This window comes from Variovorax sp. OK605 (genome assembly GCF_900115445.1).
In the GTDB taxonomy this organism is placed as follows: domain Bacteria; phylum Pseudomonadota; class Gammaproteobacteria; order Burkholderiales; family Burkholderiaceae_C; genus Variovorax.
In genome coordinates this window covers 95,932-113,479 of sequence record NZ_FOWL01000002.1, presented here as the reverse complement: position 1 = coordinate 113,479, position 17,548 = coordinate 95,932, and the positions used below count along the sequence as shown (strand labels likewise).

Here is a 17,548-nt window from a genome sequence, read left to right as displayed (position 1 = left end):
GCTGCCCATGTTCCTCGCCAACTCCCGCTACGCGAACGTGGCCACCGTCGAAACGCTCGCGTCCACCGGCGAGCGTGTCACGGCGCTGCGGCTGCGCAAGCTCACGCCCGTCACCGGCGACCCGCAGACCGTGCAGGCGCACGACCGCCTCGACCTTTTCGCCCAGGCCAACCAGGGCGACGCCACGCAGTTCTGGCACGTGGGCGACGCCAACACCGCGCTCGACGGGCGCACCCTCGTCGAAACCCCGGGCGACACGCTGGCCGTGCCGAAGACCTGATGGCCGACATGCGCTTTCGCATCTGGTTCGGCGACCGCGCCGCGAGCGCGGACGAGCTGGCGCGCGTGGAGCAGATCGAGGTCACGCAGGAGATGGACGCCTTCTGGGAAGCGCACGTGCGCATGGCGCTGTGCCTCGACGAGCGCGGCACCTGGCAGCACTGGCCCGGCGACACGGCCACGCCGTTCTCGCGCGTGCGCGTGGAGCTCGACCTGGGCAACGGGCGCTTCGTGCCGCTGATCGACGGGCCGCTCGCCGGCGTCGACGCCGGGCTCGACGCGCAGCCCGGGCGCAGCACCGCGACCATGGTGGTGCGCGACGACAGCGCCTTTCTCGACCGCGACGAGGAAGCCGAGAAGCCCTTCGAGAACAAGAGCGACAGCGAGGTGGCGGCCACCCTGTTCGAGCGCTTCTCGCAGGTGATCGGCGAGACGCGCATTCCGCCCACGCAGGGCACGCCCGCCACCACCACGCGGCGCGGCACGGTGCTCACCTTCCTGCGCCGGCTGGCGCGCCACAACGACCGCCACGCCTACGTGCTGCCGGCCGAACAGCAGGGCGGCAAGAGCATCGGATGCTTCCTGCCCGACCCCGGCGACGCCGCCGACCTGCCCGCGCTGGTGATGATCGGCATCGAGCGCAACCTGGCCGACGCCGAGATCACCGAAGACCCGCGCGGCCCCGAGCGCACCCGCTCGCGCGTGCTGCGCGTGAACGACCAGGGCGTGACCAGCTTCGAGACCAGCGCGCAGGACCTCGGCCTGATGCGCGACCTGCCCGCGCAACCCGCCGACCTCACGCCGCGCCGCCTGCTGCACCCGGCCGACAACCACCGCGAAGACCCGAGCGCCGCCGTCACGGGCCAGGCACGGCGCCGCGGCTATGTCTACACGCTGCGCAGCCGCGTGGTGCCCGGCTGCTACGGCGCGGTGCTCACGCCGTACCGCAAGGTGCGCGTCGACGCGGGCGCCACGCCCTACAGCGGCGACTACCTCATCACGCGCGTGGTGCACCGCATCACGCCTTCGCTCTACACGCAGGAACTCGAAGCCAAGACCGACTCGACCAGCACCGTCTCCGGCGCGGCCGTGGCCGAAGCGCTCGGCGGCGGGCTCAGCGCGTCCGTTTCAGCCAGCGTGGGGATCTTCTGACCATGATCGATCTAGCCGAACTCACCCTGGAGCGCGTTGTCGACCGCATCGGCTCCACCTACTACGGCAAGTACCGCGGCCTCGTGAGCGACGTCTCCGACCCCGAGAACCGCTGCCGCATCAAGGCCGTCCTGCCCGGCCTGCTCGACGGCGAGGAATGCGGCTGGGCCATGCCCGTGCTGCCCTTCGCGGGCGACGGCCACGGCATGGTGATGCTGCCGGCCGTCGGCTCGGGGGTGTGGATCGAGTTCGAGGCCGGCAGCCTCGACCTGCCGCTGTGGTCCGGCTGCTGGTTCGCCGACGGGCAGCGGCCCGACCCGCAGGGCGAGAAGGTGCGTGTGATCGTCTCGCAGAACGGCCACAGGATCGTGCTCGACGACGAGAGCGACGAAGTGAAGATCGTGCACAGCGGCGGCGCGGAGATCGTGCTGAGCGGCTCGGGCATCGCCATGAGCTTCCAGGCCTGCAAGCTGGAAATCAGCGGCAGCGACATCTCGCTGAACAACGGGCTCATCAAGGTCGGGCTGGCGGGCGTGAGCCTGGTCAACGGCGCGATGGCCTTCGGGGTGCCGCCATGAGCGCGGCGACGGGGAGACACGCATGATCCCGCTGCTCACCACCACCAGCACCGTGATGTGCCCGCACGCGGGCATGGCGCAGCTCTTCACCGCCAACACCGAGGCGGTGATCGACGGCGCGCCCGCGCTGCTGGAGACCGACGTGCACCCGGTCGTCGGCTGCACCTTCTTCTCGGGCCCGAACCCGATGCCCTGCCTGCTCATCCGCTGGAGCGGCGGCGCCGTGCAGACAACATTGCACGGTGTCGGCTTCCTGCTGCAGTCGAGCGTCGGCGTCTGCTACAACGCCCTGCAGGCGCCGCAGGGCGTGGCGATCGTGGTGCAGACGCAGACGCGCGCCATGGGAATCTAGCCATGGCCACCCTTCCCAACGGCCGCCACCTCGCCTTTCCATTCCGCATTGCGCGCGACGGCCGCACCGCCGCGCCGGTGTCGGATGCCGACCAGGTGCGCGACGAGCTGCTGCAGCTGCTGCTCACCGCGCCGGCCGAGCGCCTCTTCCTGCCCGAGTTCGGCGCCGGGCTGCGCAAGCTGGTGTTCGAGCCCGCCTCCGACGTGCTGCGCGGCGTGGTCAAGGCGCGCATCACGCAGGCACTGTCGCGCTGGCTCGGCCACCGGCTCACGGTGGAGCTGATCGAGGTCGACTGGGACGACGGCCTTGCCATGCTGTGCGTCACCATCAAGTACCGGCCGGCGGGCAGCCCCGATTCGCGCATCGTGAAGTTCCAGAGGGCCGGATCATGAGTGCAGTGGTTTTCCAGGAACTCGTCGACGACCGCGCCGACGTGCTCGCGAGCAAGAACCTCAACGGCATGAAGCTGGTGCTGGTGGCGCTGCCGCCCGGCGCCAACCCCGGCCACGCGGACCTCGACCTGCGCTTCTTCAACCAGCTGCACGTGGCCGCGATCCTGGCGGAGATCACCGCCACGCCGGCGCGCGCGGGCCAGATCTTCCGCGTGCGCGGCGGCACGCGCGTGCCGGCGGGCGCCGCCGCGGGGCAGGTCAAGGTCACGGCCGTGACGGGGGTCGATGCCACGCGGCTGTCGCTGCGCGTGGCGCCGGTGGGCGACTACTCGACCTACACGCTCGAGCTGGTGTGGGACGGCAGCCGCATCGACCCCTTCTTCTCGGCCATCGGCTTCAAGTTCAGGCCCGGCTGCTTCACCAACGACTGCGCGCCGCCGCAGGACGGCCCGCCGCTGCGCCCCGGCCCGAAGATCGACTACCTCGCGCGCGACTACGATTCCTTTCGCCACACGCTGATGACCGCCATGGCCGAGCGCGTGCCGGGCTGGAAGAGCACCAGCGAGGCCGACCACGACCAGGTGCTGATCGACCTGTTCGCGGCCGCCGCCGACGAGTTGGCCGACCACCAGGACCGCACGATGGCCGAGGCCTTCCTGGCCACCGCGCGCAAGCGCGTGACGCTCGCGCGGCAGGCCCGGCTCATGGACTACCACGTGCACGAAGGCAACCAGGCCAGCAGCTGGCTCGCACTCGAGGTGGTGGCCGGGCAGGCGCCCTTCCGCCTCGACGGCCAGGACCTGCTGGTGTGGACCGGCGTGGCGCCGGCCGAAGACGACGCGGTGTTCTTCGCCAGCCGCGAGCGCTTCCTGCCGCCCGCGCAGCGCCAGCGCTTCGACCCGCTGGTCAACCGGCTGCGCATGCACACCTGGCGCAACGCGCAACCCGCCTTGCGCGCGGGCAGCAGCGTGGCCGACGTGGTGCCGCTGGTGCCCGGCGCGGGACAGGCCGAAGCCGATGCGCTGCGCGACCTGGTGCGCACGGGCGCGCTGCGGCAGCTGCTCATTGCCGAAGCGCTCAACCCGCTCACCGGCCTGCTGCCCGGGCGCAACCGCGCCAAGCGGCAGCTGCTGCGGCTGCTGGCGGGCAACGGCGCCGCGCAGACCGTGCACGACCCCGTCACCGACACCTGGCTGGTGCGCCTGCAGTGGCGCGACGAAGACCGCCTGCGCTTCGACTACAGCTTCACCACCTTCTGCGCGGGCGTGCCGAAGGAAGACATCTCGCTGTTCTTCGGCAACCTCGTGCCCGTGCATGAAGGCCTGCCGATGGCGGTCGATTTCTTCGAGCCCGGCGCGCTGCTGCCCAGCGACACCGCCAGCCACAAGCACCGCTACTACCAGCGGCTGGAGCGCCACGGCGACCCGAACGACTGGGTGCTCGCCCCGTTGCCCGAGGGCCCGCTGGCCTACCTGCCCACGCCAATGGACGGTGCGGTCGACGGCGAGGTGCCCGCGCGCTCCACGCTGCAGGTGAGCGTGGTCACGGGCATCGAGACGCAGGCGTGGAGCGAGACCGAGAGCCTGGTGCACAGCGACGACTCGGCCTCGTTCGGGCGCCGCTTCATGGTCGAGACCGACGAGCGGCGGCGCAGCACGCTGCGCCTGGGCAACGGCGTCAACGGCCAGCTGCTGCCCTTCGGCGCCGAGCTGCACACGCAGTACCAGACCGGCCAGGCCGGTGGCGGCCATGCAGGCAACGTGGGCGCCGACCAGCTCGTGAACCTCGCCGACCTGGCCGGGGCGCTCCAGGGCGCGTTCACCAACGCCTGGAACCCCTTCGACGTGACCGACGGCCGCGACCCCGAGCTGCCCGAGCGCATCCGCCGCAACGCGCCCGAGGCCTACCGCGCGCGCCAGCTGCGCGCCGTGACGCTGGCCGACTACGTGCGCCGCGCCGAAGAGGTGCCGCGCGTGTCGCGCGCCGTGGCCCGCTACGCCTGGACCGGCAGCTGGCGCACCGTGCGCGTGGTGATCGACCCCGCGGGCAGCACCACGCTCGACGACGCCTTGCGCACCGACGTGGCCGCGCACCTGGAGGCGGTGCGCCTGATCGGCGAAGACCTGGAGCTTCGCCCGCCGCACTACATCCCCATCGAGCTGCGCATCGTGGTGTGCGCGCAGCCCGACCAGTGGGTCGAAGACCTGCGCTTCGTGCTCGAGCAGGAGTTCTGCGACGGCCACACCGCCGACGGCCGGCCCGGCTTCTTCCACCCCGACGCATGGACCTTCGGGCAGGACCTGCACCGCAGCGCCGTCGAAGGCCGCGTGCACCGCGTGGCCGGCGTCGAGCACCTGGTGTCGGTCACCATGAAGCGCTTCGACGCGCCCACGCCCGGCGTGCCCGGCACCGAGGTGCTGGAGATGGGCTTCGACGAAGTGGTGCTCTGCGCCAACGACCCCGACCACCTCGAGCGCGGCCTGGTGCGCATCGAGGTGAAGGGCGGGAGGCAATAGCCATGGCCTGCGATCCGCTCATCACCGACGACTTCCAGTTTCCGCGGCTGCCCTTCAACCGGCCCGGCCTGCCGCGCATCGCGTGGCGCATCGGCCGCTACCCGGCCTTCGTGGAGGCCATGACGCGCCACATCGACGCCGCGCCCGAACTGGCCGAATGGACGCACCGCGACCCCGACGACCCGGCCATCGCGCTGCTGCAGGGCGCGGCCGTGCTCGGCGACATCCTGAGCTTCTACCAGGAGCACTACGCCAACGAGGCCTACCTGCGCACCGCCGCCTGGCGCACCAGCGTGGCCGACCTGGTGCGGCTCACGGGCTACCGGCTCGCGCCCGGCATCGGCGGGCGCGCCACCTTCGCGTTCGAGGCGCGCGGCACGCAGCCGGTGACGCTGCGCGCGGGCTTCCCGGTGAAGGCCGACCTGCGCGACGTGAGCGCGCCGGCCGACTTCCAGACCACCGGCGAGCTCATCGCCTGGCCGCACCTCGGTCGCTTCAACCTGTACCGCCAGCGGCAGTACGGCTGGATCATCGGCGCGGGGCAGGCGCGCGTGGAGCTGGCCACGGTGGGCGGCGCGGGCGACTCGGCCTCGCTCGAGGCGGTGGAACTCAAGAAGGGCGACCGGCTGGTGCTGGTGCCCGAGGAGAGCCTGCTGGGCCTGCAGTTCCAGCTGGCGCTGGGCTGGACGCTGAACCAGAGCTGCGAAGAGATCGTGGTCGTGGAGAAGGTCGAGCGCCAGCTCGGCCGCGTGATCCTCACGCTGGCGGGCAACTTCACGCACGGCTGGTTCACGCATTGCCGCGCCTTCCTGCTGGGGCGCAGCTTTCGCCATTTCGGCGCGAGCGCGCCGCCGCAGTTCGTGGAGAGCACCGGCGGCAGCGCGCCCGTCACCACGGTGAGCACCACGCCCTTCGTGCGCGGCACGAAGGCGACCGTCAGCTACACCAGCCCGTACATGGTGCTCGACCCGCAGACCTTTCCTCTGGAGCAGGAGGTGCACGACCTGGCCGCGGGCGGCACGGCGCTCATCACCGGCACGGTCGGGTTCCCCATCGCGGTGACGCGCACCCTGGCCACGGTGCGCTCGCAGCCCGCGCGCTGGGGCAACCTCAACATGCCCGCGAGCTTCGTGCGGCTGGACCGCGCCATCGCGCCCGACTGGACCTCGGCCTTTCCCGCCTTCCCGGCGCTGGCCGACCTGCGTACGCTGCGGTTGCACGAGACCAAGGGACCGATGCTGCAGCTGCGCCCGCTGCCCGCCTTCGCCGGCACGGCCTTCGCCAACGGCACGCAGGCGCTGAACTTCTACGGCAGCGCGGCGCAGGCCAGGGCGCTGGCGGGGCGCAAGCTGTATCTGTCGCATGCGGACGGCCGCAGCGTGGAACTGACATGCACCAATGGGCCCGCGGACTTCTCGCAGGCAGCGCCAGACCCGGCGCGCATGTGGCCGCTGTCGTTCGACCGCGCGCCCGCACCCTTCACGCGCGCCGACTTCGACGAGACGAAGCCGCCCGTGACCGTGTTCGGCAACCTCGCCGACGCCACGCAGGGCAAGCAGGAATCCGACGCGGTGCTCGGCAACGGCGACGCGCGGCAGCCGCTGCAGACCTTCGCACTGCCCAAGTCGCCGCTGACCTACTGGCTGTCGAACGGCGCCGTGCCGCCGCAGACGCCCTTCCTCGAGGTCTGGGTCGGCGCGCGGCTGTGGACGCGCGTCGACAGCTTCTTCGGCCACGGTCCGCAGGAAGAGATCTACATCGTGCGCGAGGACGGCGAGAACCGCAGCTTCGTGCAGTTCGGCGACGGCGAGATGGGCGCGCGCCTGCCGTCGGGCGTGAAGAACGTGGTGGCGCGCTACCGCAGCGGCACGGGTGCGCGCGGACCGGTGAAGCCCGGCGCCACGCCCTCGTCGAGCGAGCGGCCCGACGGCTTCGACAAGGTGTCGCTGGCCGGCATCGTCTCGGGCGGTGCCGACCCCGAGGACCAGGAGAAGGCCCGCGAGGCCGCACCGGGCAAGGTGCAGAGCCTGGGGCGCCTCGTGAGCCTGCGCGACTTCGAGACAGAGACCCTGTCGGTGCCCGGCGTGACGACGGCGACCGCGGCCTGGGACCTGTACCAGGGCGTGCCCGCGGTGATCCTGCGCGTGCTGCTCGAAGCCGGTCGCGAGGCCGAGTTCGCGGACGTGCGCGCCACGCTCGCCCATGCGCAGCGCTGCCGCGGGCCCGACCGCTTTCCGGTGATCGTGCAGCAGGCCCTGCTGCGCTACGTGTTCGCCGACCTGACCTATGCGCGCGACCCGAGCTACCGCGCGGAAGACGTCGCTGCTGGCCTGCGCGCGGCGATGGGGCTGGCGGGCGATGCCGACAACGAGCGCACCGGCCTGTTCGGCCTGCGCGCGCGCCGCCTCGGCGAGCGCGAGTACGCGAGCCGCATCGAAGGCCGGCTGCAGAACGTGCCCGGCGTGCTGTGGTGCCGCGTGGTTGCGATGGGACGCTTCGCCGCGGGGGTGGCCGATGTGACGACGCTGCTGCTGCCCAACCCGCCGCGCCCCCTGGCCGCGCTGCTGCCGTGCACGCCGCGCGAGCTGCTGCAGCTGCTGCCGGCGCACCTCACGCTGACGCCGGCGGTCGAGCCGTCGGCGGGGGAGTGCGCATGAACATCCACCGCCTCACCGTTCGGGCTTGCGCCTTCCCCCGCTGGGGGAAGGTTGGGATGGGGGCAGGGAGGGCTCCCCGTGGATGCGCCGCTGGCCCCCACCCCTGCCCTCCCCCGGAAGGGGAGGGAGAAAGACAGGGGCCCCACTCCTTCCCCATCTGGGGAGAAGGAGAAAGACAGGGAGCGTCCGCATGAGCACACCCACCGTCCCGCTCTTCGACCGCCTGCCCGAGATCTACCGCACGCGCGACGCGGAGCAGTCGCCCGCCTACCCGCTGCGCGCCTACCTCGGCGCCATCGAGGAGGCCTTCGGCGCGCTGCACGACGACATCGGCCGGCTCTACGACAACCTGTTCATCGACACCTGCGAAGACTGGGTGGTGCCCTACCTCGGCGACCTGCTCGGCACCACGCACCTGAAGGGCGAGCCGCGCACGCTGCGCGCCGACGTGGCCGACACCATTGCGCTGCGCCGCCGCAAGGGCACGCTGGGCGCCATCGAGCGGCTGGCGGCCGACCTCACGGGCTGGGCCTGCCGCGGCGTGGAGTTGCGCGAAAACCTGGGCTGGCGCCAGCACCTGAACCACCAGCGGCCCGACGCGGGCGGGCTGCCACCGTGGGGCGGCGAGAGCATCACGCGCTTCATGGTCCCGCGCGGCGGCACCGCGCCGGTTCGCGACCCGGCCTCGCTGGCGTTGCTGGGCACGCCCTTCGACAGCTTCGCGTACACCGCCGACGTGAAGCCCGCGGTCGACGACGTGCGCCACGTCAACCTGCCGAACCTGGCGATCTTCTTATGGCGGCTCGCGGCCTGGCAATGGCCTGCGCTGCCGCCGCTGGTGAAGGGCGTCACCGACCTCGGCGCGCAGCCCGTGCCGCTCGCGCGCTTCGTCGTCCGGCTCGACCTGCACCCGCTGGACCGGCCGGTGCAGCTCTTCAACATCGCGCGGCCCGCCGACCTCGACCTGGGCGCGTCGGGCGGCGTGGTCGCGCCGCTCACGCGGCCCGACGCCGTGCCCGACCTGATGCGCGACGCGCGCATCACCACCGGCGCGCCGGCCGGCCGCCCCGACGCCTATGTGCGCGTCGACTTCTTCGACGACACGGCCGCGCCGCCCACCGGGCTCGACCTGGCGAACGTGGGCCTGAACATCTTCCTGCCGCAGTCGGCGCAGGCCGCCTTCGCAGCCACCGCCTGGCAGTTCCGCGGCGACAACCTCTGCGCCTGGGAAACCGGCCTGCGCCAGCCGGTGGCCGACGGCGAGATCGTGATCGACCCCGACATCGGCCGCCTGCTGATCGGCGTGGGCACGGCGGCGCAGCGCGACGCGCTGGCCACCGGCGCCGTGCCGCACCTGTACACGAGCTTCACCTATGCAAGCCCCGGCCCGGTCGGCGCGCACCCGGTGGTGCGCGCGCCCTTCGAGCGCACGGGCGCCGAGGTGCGCGAGGCCAGCGCGCTGCCCGGCGGTACCTCGCTGCAGGCGCAGATGGACAACCTCGATGCCGCCACGCAGCCGGTGGTCATCGAGATCCAGGACAGCGGCGTGCACCCGCTGGACATCGGCGCGCTCGCGGGCACGGCGATCGACGGTGGCGTGTCGGTGCGGCTCGCGCATTCGCTCACGCTGCGCGCGGCCGACGGGCACCGGCCCGTGATCGTGCTCGCACGAGCGCTCGGGTTCAGGCCGGTCGACGCGGTGGACGCCACGCTCGACGCGCCCGCGGTGCGCCTCGAAGGCCTGCACCTCGCGCCCGGCGCGGGCTTTGCGGCCGGCAGCGCGCTCATCGGCCGCGCTGCCCTTGCGCGGCTCGAAATCATCGGTTGCACGCTCGACCCCGGCGGCCACGCATTGCGCGACGACAGCCGTGCGCCGATGACGCCCGCGCTGCACCTGGAAGACGGCTACGGCTTCACGCAGGCGGCCGACCGCGACGCCTTCGCTCCGACGCCCGACATCGTGGTGCAGCGCTCGGTGACCGGCGCGATCGCGGTGGACGAACGCTACCGCCTGGACATCGCCGACAGCATCGTGGACGCCGGCCTCGGCGTGGGCGACCCGGCCAACGGCAGCTTTGCCATCGGCGCCGCCACCGACCCCGCGAACGGCTGGGCCGCGCCGCTGCAGTTCCAGGGCCTCACCGCCTTCGGCCCGGTGCGCGTGAGCCGGGTGGGCGGCGCGGGCGGGCTGTTCGCGCAGCGCTTCGAGGTGCTCGACAACCAGCACGGCTGCATCAAGTGGAGCTGGTTCAGCGGCGACGCCGACCGGCTGCCGCCGAACCACTTCTGCCTGCACGGGGGGGACGACGCGGGCGGTGCCCGGCTGGCCTTCACGGCCGAGCGCTTCGGCGACCCGGGCTACGCGCAGCTGGCGCGCGGCAGCGACGTGCGCATCCGCACGCGCGGGCCCGACGACGACGCGATGGGCGCCTTCGGCTTCCTGCTCGAAGCGCACAAGTGGACCAATCTTCAGGTGCGGCTGCGCGAGTTCATGCCGGTCGGCGTGCGGCCGTTGGTCGTGCCGGTGACGTAGACACAACGAGGGGGCTCTCATGCAAGGCGACTTCTCCAACCTCGACTTCGACCCGCATGCGCACGAGCGCGGCGTGGCGCCCGCAGCCAACGGCGTGCTGCGCAACGTCAACGGCGTGCTGCACCAGCAGGGCCGCGTGTCGCTGGACACCGACTTCACCGACGCCCAGTTGCTCGAGCTCGGCTGGCAGGGCCAGGCCGGGCGCGACATCATCGGTGCAGGCGTGTGCGCGGTGCCGGCCTCCGAGCCCGACGGCTTCAAGGTGCAGTCGGCCGCGGTGGTCGACGGGCAGGTGCATGTGCAGCTGCACCCGGGGCGCGCATGGGCCGACGGCATCCTGGCGCGGCTGGCCGGCGCCGCAGCGGACCCCGCCGCGCTGGTCGAGCGCACGGCGCTGTACTTCGGCCCGCCGCTGTCGAGCCCGCTGCCCACGGCCGACAGCATCGACGATAACGTCCGCGACGCGGTGATCCTGGAGGTGTCGGAAGAATCGCTGCACGGCTTTCAGTACCCCGAGCGGCTCATCGAGCCCGCGCTCGGCGGGCCCGACACCACCGAGCGCGCCTACGTCAACTACCGCATCCGCCTGCTGCGCCTGGGGCCGGACGAAGACTGCGACACGGTCCGCGCCAAGCTGCGCGACGACCTCTCGGCCAAGGGCCGGCTCACCGCCTCGCTGGCGCCGGTGATCGCCATCGCGGGCGATTGCCCCGTGGTGGGCGGCGGCGGCTACACGGGCTTCGAGCACAACCTGTACCGCATCGAGATCGCCGACACCACGGCGGGCGCGGCGGGCGCGCCGCGCTTCAAGTGGTCGCAGTGGAACGGCGGGCTCGCGGGGCGCGGGCGCTTCGACGCCACGGTGAACCCGCCGCGCGTGACCATCGACGCGGGGCGCGCGGCGGTCATCCATTCGGGCCTGAACGCCTTCTACCTCGAAGCCCTGCAGTACGACGAGGCCATCGGCGCCTGGCAGGTGAGCTGCGGCGCCATGGCCACGCTCACCACCGACCACGACCTCGAGCTGGCCGTGCCGCCCGTGTTCGGCGCGCTGCCCTCGACCACCGACTCGGTGTTCTTCCGGCTGTGGAACGGCATCGAGGACATCGCGGCCTTCACCGATGCGGCCGATCCGGTGGAGCTGCGCGACGGCATCCGCCTGCAGTTCGACGCGCCGGCCGCGGGCAACTACCGCGCGGGCGACTACTGGACCTTCGCGGTGCGCGCCGGCGAAATCGCCAACCCCGCCGTGCTGGTGGACGACGCGCCGCCCGTGGGCATCGTCTACCACCGCGTGGCGCTCGCCGAGATCGACTGGACCGGGCGGCGCAACACCGACATCTCGGGCGCCATCGAAGACTGCCGCAAGCGCTTTCGCCCGCTCACCAACCAGAAGATCTGCTGCACCTTCCTCGTCGGCGACGGCGTGTCGAGCTTCGGCGACTTCAACGAACTCGAGGAGGCCGCGCGCCACCTGCCGCTGGCCGGCGGCGAGCTGTGCCTGCTGCCCGGCCTGCACCGCGCCAACCTCGCGCTCACGGGCAAGCGCAACGTGGTGATCCACGGCTGCGCGCGCCGCTCCATCGTGCTGCCGCGCACCGACACGCGCGCGCTGCCGATCCTGTCGTTCACCGACTGCGACGGCATCGAGGTGCGCGAGCTCGACCTCGTCACCTACGACGGCATTGCCGTGGCCATCGAGGGCAGCGCCGAAGGCAGCTGCCGCGACCTGCGCGTGCACGGCTGCCGCATCATCGCGCGCACCAACGCCATCCGCGCGACGCAGGCGGCCGAGCTGAAGATCGACGACAACCGGCTGCACCTGCTCGACACGGTGGACGGGCGCGCCACCATCTCGATCAACGCCGACGATGTGCTGATCGAGCGCAACACGCTGGTGCTGCTGCCCTTCGTGGACGACACGCCCAACGACCCCGACACGCCCGACGACGACCCGACACGCGACCCGGCCGACCCGTGCGCGCGGCCGCAGGTGATCTACCGCTTTCCCAGGCTGGTGCTGCTCTACGCCTTCAAGGTGTGGGCCTTCGCGCTGGTGAAGCTGGTGCCCAGGCAGCCGTACCGCGCGTTCGGCGGCATCCACGTGCGCCAGGGCTCGGAGCGCGTGCGCATCCTGGAGAACCGCATCGTGGGCGGCGGGGGCAACGGCGTCACGCTGGGCGGCGACATCGATCCGCCGCCGCCGGTGATCATCCTTCGCACGAACAACAACGCGAACACAGGCACCAACAGCCTGAGCACCTCGCTCTCGACCGCCACCGCGGCGGCCGAACCCGAAGCCCCGGCCGCCGCGGTGAACGTCACGGCCAACGGCCAGTTCATCGCGCTGGTGCAGGACGAGAAGGGCAAGCCCGTGCCCGACGTCGACGTGTACCTGGAGGCCGACACCACCGCCACCGACCGCAGCGACGCGCAGGGCATGGCCAGCGTGAAGACCGCCGCGGGCGCCTACACGCTGGACGTGTCGCCGCAGTACCGCGTGCTGCGCGTGGCCGAGGCGCGCGATGCCGACGGCGTGCTGGTGAACGCGGTGACCGTCGCGCCGCGCGCGGTGAACGCGGCGGCGGCCAGGCGCGGCTTCCTGCACGAGATCGGCATCGAGGGCAACGACATCTCGATGATGGGCCTGTCGGGCATCGGCTTCGCGCTGCGCGAGGGCACCACGCTCGGCGCGAAGACGCCGGCCGTGCCCGCCAACGACCCCAAGGGCGTGCTGCTGGCGTACATCGACACCGCCATCCTCAACCTCGCGCTGACGCCGCTGCTGCGCGCCACCGACCTGGTGCGCGACATGACCATCCTGGCTAACCGGCTGCACGACAACCTGCGCAACCCCTTCACCGACGCGATGCGCAAGGACGCGCAGGTGATCGGGCGCGGCGGCGTGTCGCTGGCCATCGTCGAGTCGGTGGTGATCTCGGGCAACCATGTGTACGGGAACGGCCCCAACGCCATCGACCCGGTGTGCGGCGTGTTCGTGGGCTACGGCAACGACCTGGAGATCGCCGACAACGTGCTGGCGGCCAACGGCACGGTGGACGTCGGTGCCGACGACAACCGCCTGCAGGGCCTTCGCGGCGGTTTCTACATCCGCTTCGCGGGCGCGCTGACCTCGCAGTTCGCCGCTTCCAGCGGGCGCAAGCCGGCGCTGCGCGTGCACGACAACCGCGTGGACCAGCCGGCCGGCCGCGCGCTCACCAGCTACGCCTTCGGGCCGGTGTCGATCGCCAACAACCACCTCAACAGCGAGTACAGCGGGCGCTTCGGGCTGCTCGACACCGTGGTGGGCGGCGTGCTGCTGTTCAACCTGGGCGGCATCCACCGGCTGCTGGCGCGCACGCTGGGCAAGTACTTCGACAACGCCAATGCCTACGCGGCGCGCGCCGAGCTGGTGCTGCCGGGCGGCGAGACGCTGTTCGACGACAACTACGTGCGCCTGGGCAGCGTGAACCGTTCGCTCACCTCGCAGGCGCTGCTGTGCTTCGACGACCTGGGCTACTCGGCCAACACCTCGTCGGTGTTCCGGCGCGAGCCCTTCCTGGCCAACGCGGTGCTGATGGGCGACACGGTGCGCGCCACCGGCTCGCGCTTTCGCGAGGACGCGAACCACACCATCTCGGCGCTCACGCAGGGCTTTCGCACCAACATCACCGCGCTCAACCAGGCCGACCACTGCATCGTGGCGCGGCCCGCGCGCGTCGGCGCCAACCCGCTGCCGACGGTCGACACGCCCAACCAGGTGCTCGACGCGACGTTCTGCGAGCGCACCTTCGGCAACGGCGCGGGGCTGGCGCAGTTCGCCACGCAATCGCTCTCGGCCAACGCGCGCGAGCTGGGCGGCACGCTGCCCGACAACGCCTTCACCACGGCCGAGATGGGCAGCCTCTCGCGCCAGTACGCCGCGCGCTCGATGGCCGTGGCCAACGAGACGCACGTGGCCACCACCAGGGCCTACAGCTACGAGGCGCAGCGCCTGTCGGTGAAGCTGGGCGCGGACCACCCGATGGCGCAGGCGCTGCAGGCGCAGGCCGACGCGGGCGCGCAGACCTCGCAGGTCATCGCCAGCAGCGCCGAGGTGGCGACGGTGCAGGTGCCCACGGCGGTGGACGGCGGCGCCACGCTGGGCGGGCGCTTCGTCAACGCGCGCGGCCAGGGCCAGCAGGGCTACGTGGTGGGCCTGCTGCGCGCCAACGGCACGCAGGTCGACGTGGTGGGCACCACCGACGCGGCGGGCGCCTTCTCGGCCGTGTACGACCCCAAGCAGGCGGCCGTGCTGGAGAAGGAGGGCGACCTGTTCCTGCGCGTGACCGACGCGGCCGGCAAGCAGGAGATTGTGCGCGGCAAGGACCCGGTGCGCCTCGGCCCCGGTGCCAACGTGCAGGTGACGCTGACCGGGCCGGTGCGCATCGTGCCGAAGTCGGTCGCGGTGGACGGCACGGTGATCTTCGGGACGCGGACGGCGCCCGGCACACCGACACCACCACCGCCGCCGCCACCTTCGCCGCCCGCTCCGCCTGCACCGACGCCGCCGGCCCCCACACCCCCCACGCCCCCCGCACCACCCGCCCCCAAGGTGCGCACGCCGCTGGAGAAGCTGGACGTTGACGAAGCCACGCGAAAGCGGCTCAATGCGGCAGGCATCGTCGATGTCGAGGGCGTGGTGGAGATCGCACCCGCCAAGCTGGCCGACGCGTTGGGCGACAAGCAGATGGCCGCCACGCTGATCGAGCGCGCGAAGCGCATCCTGGCGGCCAGTCCCCCGCCCGCACCGTCACCGTCGCCCGTGACACCGGTGCGGCCCGTGGGCCGTTCGGCGGCGAAGAAGAGCCCGAAGAAGAAGCCCTGAGCATGTGCCGAAGGAGAACGCGATGCCGGTCTTCCAATCCGCGTACAGGAACACGAGCGAGCCGCGGCGCGCACGAGGCGTCGCGGGTTCGGGCGCGCGCGCCGCGCAGCCTTCTTCATCTGCCTCGTCGTCTTCTCCATCGTCGTGCGCATGCGGCGGCACCTGCCCGCGCTGCGCCGCCAGGCAGCAAAGCGGCGAGCGCCGCAACGGCGTGGTGCACGGCCCCGCGGGCTCGGCCAACACCTTCACCGACTGCCCCGCCAACTGGAGGCCCGCCGCCAACGCGGCGCGCACCCTGGGCGCCAGCTGGCTCGCCAACGTGGTGACGGGCCTGGGCATGCTGCCCAGCCCGATACCGGCGCCGGTCGCCACGCTGCTCACGCGGCACTTCCACACCACCTACAGCAAGGACATCGCGACGATCCTGGCGCGCTACCGCAAGCTCGACGGCGCGATCCGCCAGGCCATCGACTTCCAGTGCGAAACCTCGTGTGACAAGGACGTGCTGGCTTACGTGTATACCGTGTGGAGCGACCTGCATGTGTGCCCGTACTGGTTCAACTCGGCACCCGACCTGCAGGCCAGCACGGTGATCCACGAGCTGGCGCACGACGTGGTCGGCGCCGACGACAACGCTTACGAATGGGAGACCGCCAAGTACGCCGGCATGTCCGTCGGCGATGCGATGGACAACGCCGATTCCTACGCGCATTTCGCGTGGGACGCGTCCAAACCCTGAGGCTTTCGCCATGGCAGACCTTCAAGCAGCCACGAAGAAATCCAGCGCCGGCACGCCGCGCCGCACGGCGGCGGCCATGCACGCGCCCACCCGCACGCAGCGCCGCGAGTGGCACATTCCGGGCGCGAGCCGGCCGGCGCCGCAGCGCGCGCCCGCGGCGTGTTCGTGCGGCGGCGGATGCCCGCGCTGCAAGGCCAGGCCGGAGAAGTCTGCGAACACCGCGCACGGCCCGGCGGTGAGCCAGCCCGGCGACTTTCACGAGCGCGAGGCCGACGCCGTCGCCGCGCGCATCGTCGCGGGCGGCCGGGCGCCGGGGGCTTCGTCGCGCGGCGTGGGGCTGCAACGCGCGGCGCGATCCGACGGGCCGGCGCGCGCGCCCCACGGGCTCGACAGCGGCGGCCTGCGCTCCACCGCCCGGCCGCTCGACGCGGCCACGCGCAGCTTCATGGAGTCGGGCTTCGGTGCCGACTTCAGCGCGGTGCGCGTGCACACCGGCAGCGACGCGGCGCGCAGTGCGGCGGGCGTCAGCGCGCGAGCCTACACGGTGGGCCACGACATCGTGTTCGGCCCCGGCGAGTACGCGCCCGCCAGCAGCAGCGGCAAGCGCCTGCTCGCGCACGAACTCGCGCACGTGGTGCAGCAATCGCGCGGCGAAGGGCTGTTCTCGCTGCAGCGCGCGCCCACCGTCCAGGTGCTGCCCGCCGACTTCATCGGCCCGCCCTCGCCCACGCAGCGCCGCGCGGCGGTGTCGTGCCCCGTCTCGTGCTGCTTCCAGCACCTGGGCACGCTGCATGCCATGCCGCTGGCGTACACCGACGTGCGCCGCGGCCCGGCGGCGGCCGGCAGCGCGCTGGCCTCGGGCATCGCGGCCGAGCTGCACTTCATGGCCGACGCGCACCAGCCCGCGGCCGGCAACGGCTGCCACTGCGATGCGTTCCACATGATCCAGATCATCAACAGCACGCATCCGTACGACGCGCGCGGCCGCTCCGACTTCGTCGACAACGACCCCAACAGCGCGCAGCCCTTCTACGGCACGCCCTCGGGCCCGTACTTGGCGGGCCAGGGCGAGCACCAGATTCCCACCGGCTTTCCGTTGCCCGACGCGGGCGAGCGCATCACCAGCACCGAGTCGATCTACGACATTCCGTACCGCACCCCGGGCATGCTGGGCGCCACCAGCCTGAGCTGGATGGCCGAGACCTGCGTGTCGTGCGTGAAGAACAACGCGCCCGACCGCGTGCTCGGCTGCGTCACCTACGGCTTCACGCGCAACTACAACGGCACCACGCATGCGTTCGACCCGATGGTGGCGGTGTCGCCCGACTGCCGGTCGTTCCCATCGCAGGCCTTCGCGACAACGCTGCGCACCGACCGCACCACCACCGGCTACGACTTCGAGGCCGGGCCCGACTTTCCCGAGTGCCCGGTGGGCGATTTCCCCACGCCCAGCGGCGACACCCGCGTGGCCTGAGCGAGCACA

11 protein-coding genes are annotated in these 17,548 nt (G+C 72.2%); all 11 read left to right on the top strand.

Features of this window, described 5'->3' with window-relative positions:
- Positions 1-7: 7 nt before the first annotated feature.
- Positions 8-280, top strand: coding sequence for a hypothetical protein (locus BM013_RS04920; protein ID WP_093123603.1), 273 nt, complete (start codon positions 8-10; stop codon positions 278-280).
- Positions 280-1,431 (top strand): hypothetical protein, encoded by a 1,152-nt coding sequence (locus BM013_RS04915; protein ID WP_093123602.1) that lies wholly within the window; start codon positions 280-282, stop codon positions 1,429-1,431. The genes BM013_RS04920 and BM013_RS04915 overlap by 1 nt, the downstream gene beginning before the upstream one ends.
- Before the next feature lie 2 nt (positions 1,432-1,433).
- On the top strand, positions 1,434-2,009 hold the full coding sequence (locus tag BM013_RS04910; protein WP_093123601.1) for a phage baseplate assembly protein V: 576 nt from the start codon (positions 1,434-1,436) through the stop codon (positions 2,007-2,009).
- A 22-nt stretch (positions 2,010-2,031) separates the two neighbouring features.
- Positions 2,032-2,361 (top strand): hypothetical protein, encoded by a 330-nt coding sequence (locus tag BM013_RS04905; protein WP_093123598.1) that lies wholly within the window; start codon positions 2,032-2,034, stop codon positions 2,359-2,361.
- A 2-nt stretch (positions 2,362-2,363) separates the two neighbouring features.
- Positions 2,364-2,753, top strand: a complete 390-nt coding sequence (locus BM013_RS04900) for a GPW/gp25 family protein (RefSeq protein WP_093123596.1) — start codon at positions 2,364-2,366, stop codon at positions 2,751-2,753.
- Positions 2,750-5,269 carry a baseplate J/gp47 family protein gene (locus tag BM013_RS04895; RefSeq protein WP_093123594.1) on the top strand — a complete coding sequence of 840 codons (2,520 nt, stop codon included), beginning with the start codon at positions 2,750-2,752 and terminating at the stop codon, positions 5,267-5,269. The genes BM013_RS04900 and BM013_RS04895 overlap by 4 nt, the downstream gene beginning before the upstream one ends.
- A 2-nt stretch (positions 5,270-5,271) precedes the next feature.
- A complete protein-coding gene (locus BM013_RS04890; RefSeq protein ID WP_093123591.1) occupies positions 5,272-7,926 on the top strand; it encodes a baseplate J/gp47 family protein in 2,655 nt (884 codons plus the stop codon).
- Positions 7,927-8,116: 190 nt separating this feature from the next.
- Positions 8,117-10,459, top strand: a complete 2,343-nt coding sequence (locus BM013_RS04885) for a phage tail protein (protein WP_093123588.1) — start codon at positions 8,117-8,119, stop codon at positions 10,457-10,459.
- A 19-nt stretch (positions 10,460-10,478) separates the two neighbouring features.
- Positions 10,479-15,326, top strand: a complete 4,848-nt coding sequence (locus tag BM013_RS04880; RefSeq protein ID WP_093123585.1) for an Ig-like domain-containing protein — start codon at positions 10,479-10,481, stop codon at positions 15,324-15,326.
- A gap of 22 nt (positions 15,327-15,348) precedes the next feature.
- Positions 15,349-16,065 carry a M35 family metallo-endopeptidase gene (locus tag BM013_RS04875; protein ID WP_093123582.1) on the top strand — a complete coding sequence of 239 codons (717 nt, stop codon included), beginning with the start codon at positions 15,349-15,351 and terminating at the stop codon, positions 16,063-16,065.
- A gap of 10 nt (positions 16,066-16,075) precedes the next feature.
- Positions 16,076-17,539 carry an eCIS core domain-containing protein gene (locus BM013_RS04870; RefSeq protein WP_256221395.1) on the top strand — a complete coding sequence of 488 codons (1,464 nt, stop codon included), beginning with the start codon at positions 16,076-16,078 and terminating at the stop codon, positions 17,537-17,539.
- Positions 17,540-17,548 lie beyond the last annotated feature (9 nt).

Bases quoted from the DNA above. Each gene is read 5' to 3' on its own strand.
- BM013_RS04920 (WP_093123603.1), top strand. From the start codon at position 8: ATGTTCCTCGCCAACTCCCGCTACGCGAACGTGGCCACCGTCGAAACG.
- BM013_RS04915 (WP_093123602.1), top strand. From the start codon at position 280: ATGGCCGACATGCGCTTTCGCATCTGGTTCGGCGACCGCGCCGCGAGC.
- BM013_RS04910 (WP_093123601.1), top strand. From the start codon at position 1,434: ATGATCGATCTAGCCGAACTCACCCTGGAGCGCGTTGTCGACCGCATC.
- BM013_RS04905 (WP_093123598.1), top strand. From the start codon at position 2,032: ATGATCCCGCTGCTCACCACCACCAGCACCGTGATGTGCCCGCACGCG.
- BM013_RS04900 (WP_093123596.1), top strand. From the start codon at position 2,364: ATGGCCACCCTTCCCAACGGCCGCCACCTCGCCTTTCCATTCCGCATT.
- BM013_RS04895 (WP_093123594.1), top strand. From the start codon at position 2,750: ATGAGTGCAGTGGTTTTCCAGGAACTCGTCGACGACCGCGCCGACGTG.
- BM013_RS04890 (WP_093123591.1), top strand. From the start codon at position 5,272: ATGGCCTGCGATCCGCTCATCACCGACGACTTCCAGTTTCCGCGGCTG.
- BM013_RS04885 (WP_093123588.1), top strand. From the start codon at position 8,117: ATGAGCACACCCACCGTCCCGCTCTTCGACCGCCTGCCCGAGATCTAC.
- BM013_RS04880 (WP_093123585.1), top strand. From the start codon at position 10,479: ATGCAAGGCGACTTCTCCAACCTCGACTTCGACCCGCATGCGCACGAG.
- BM013_RS04875 (WP_093123582.1), top strand. From the start codon at position 15,349: ATGCCGGTCTTCCAATCCGCGTACAGGAACACGAGCGAGCCGCGGCGC.
- BM013_RS04870 (WP_256221395.1), top strand. From the start codon at position 16,076: ATGGCAGACCTTCAAGCAGCCACGAAGAAATCCAGCGCCGGCACGCCG.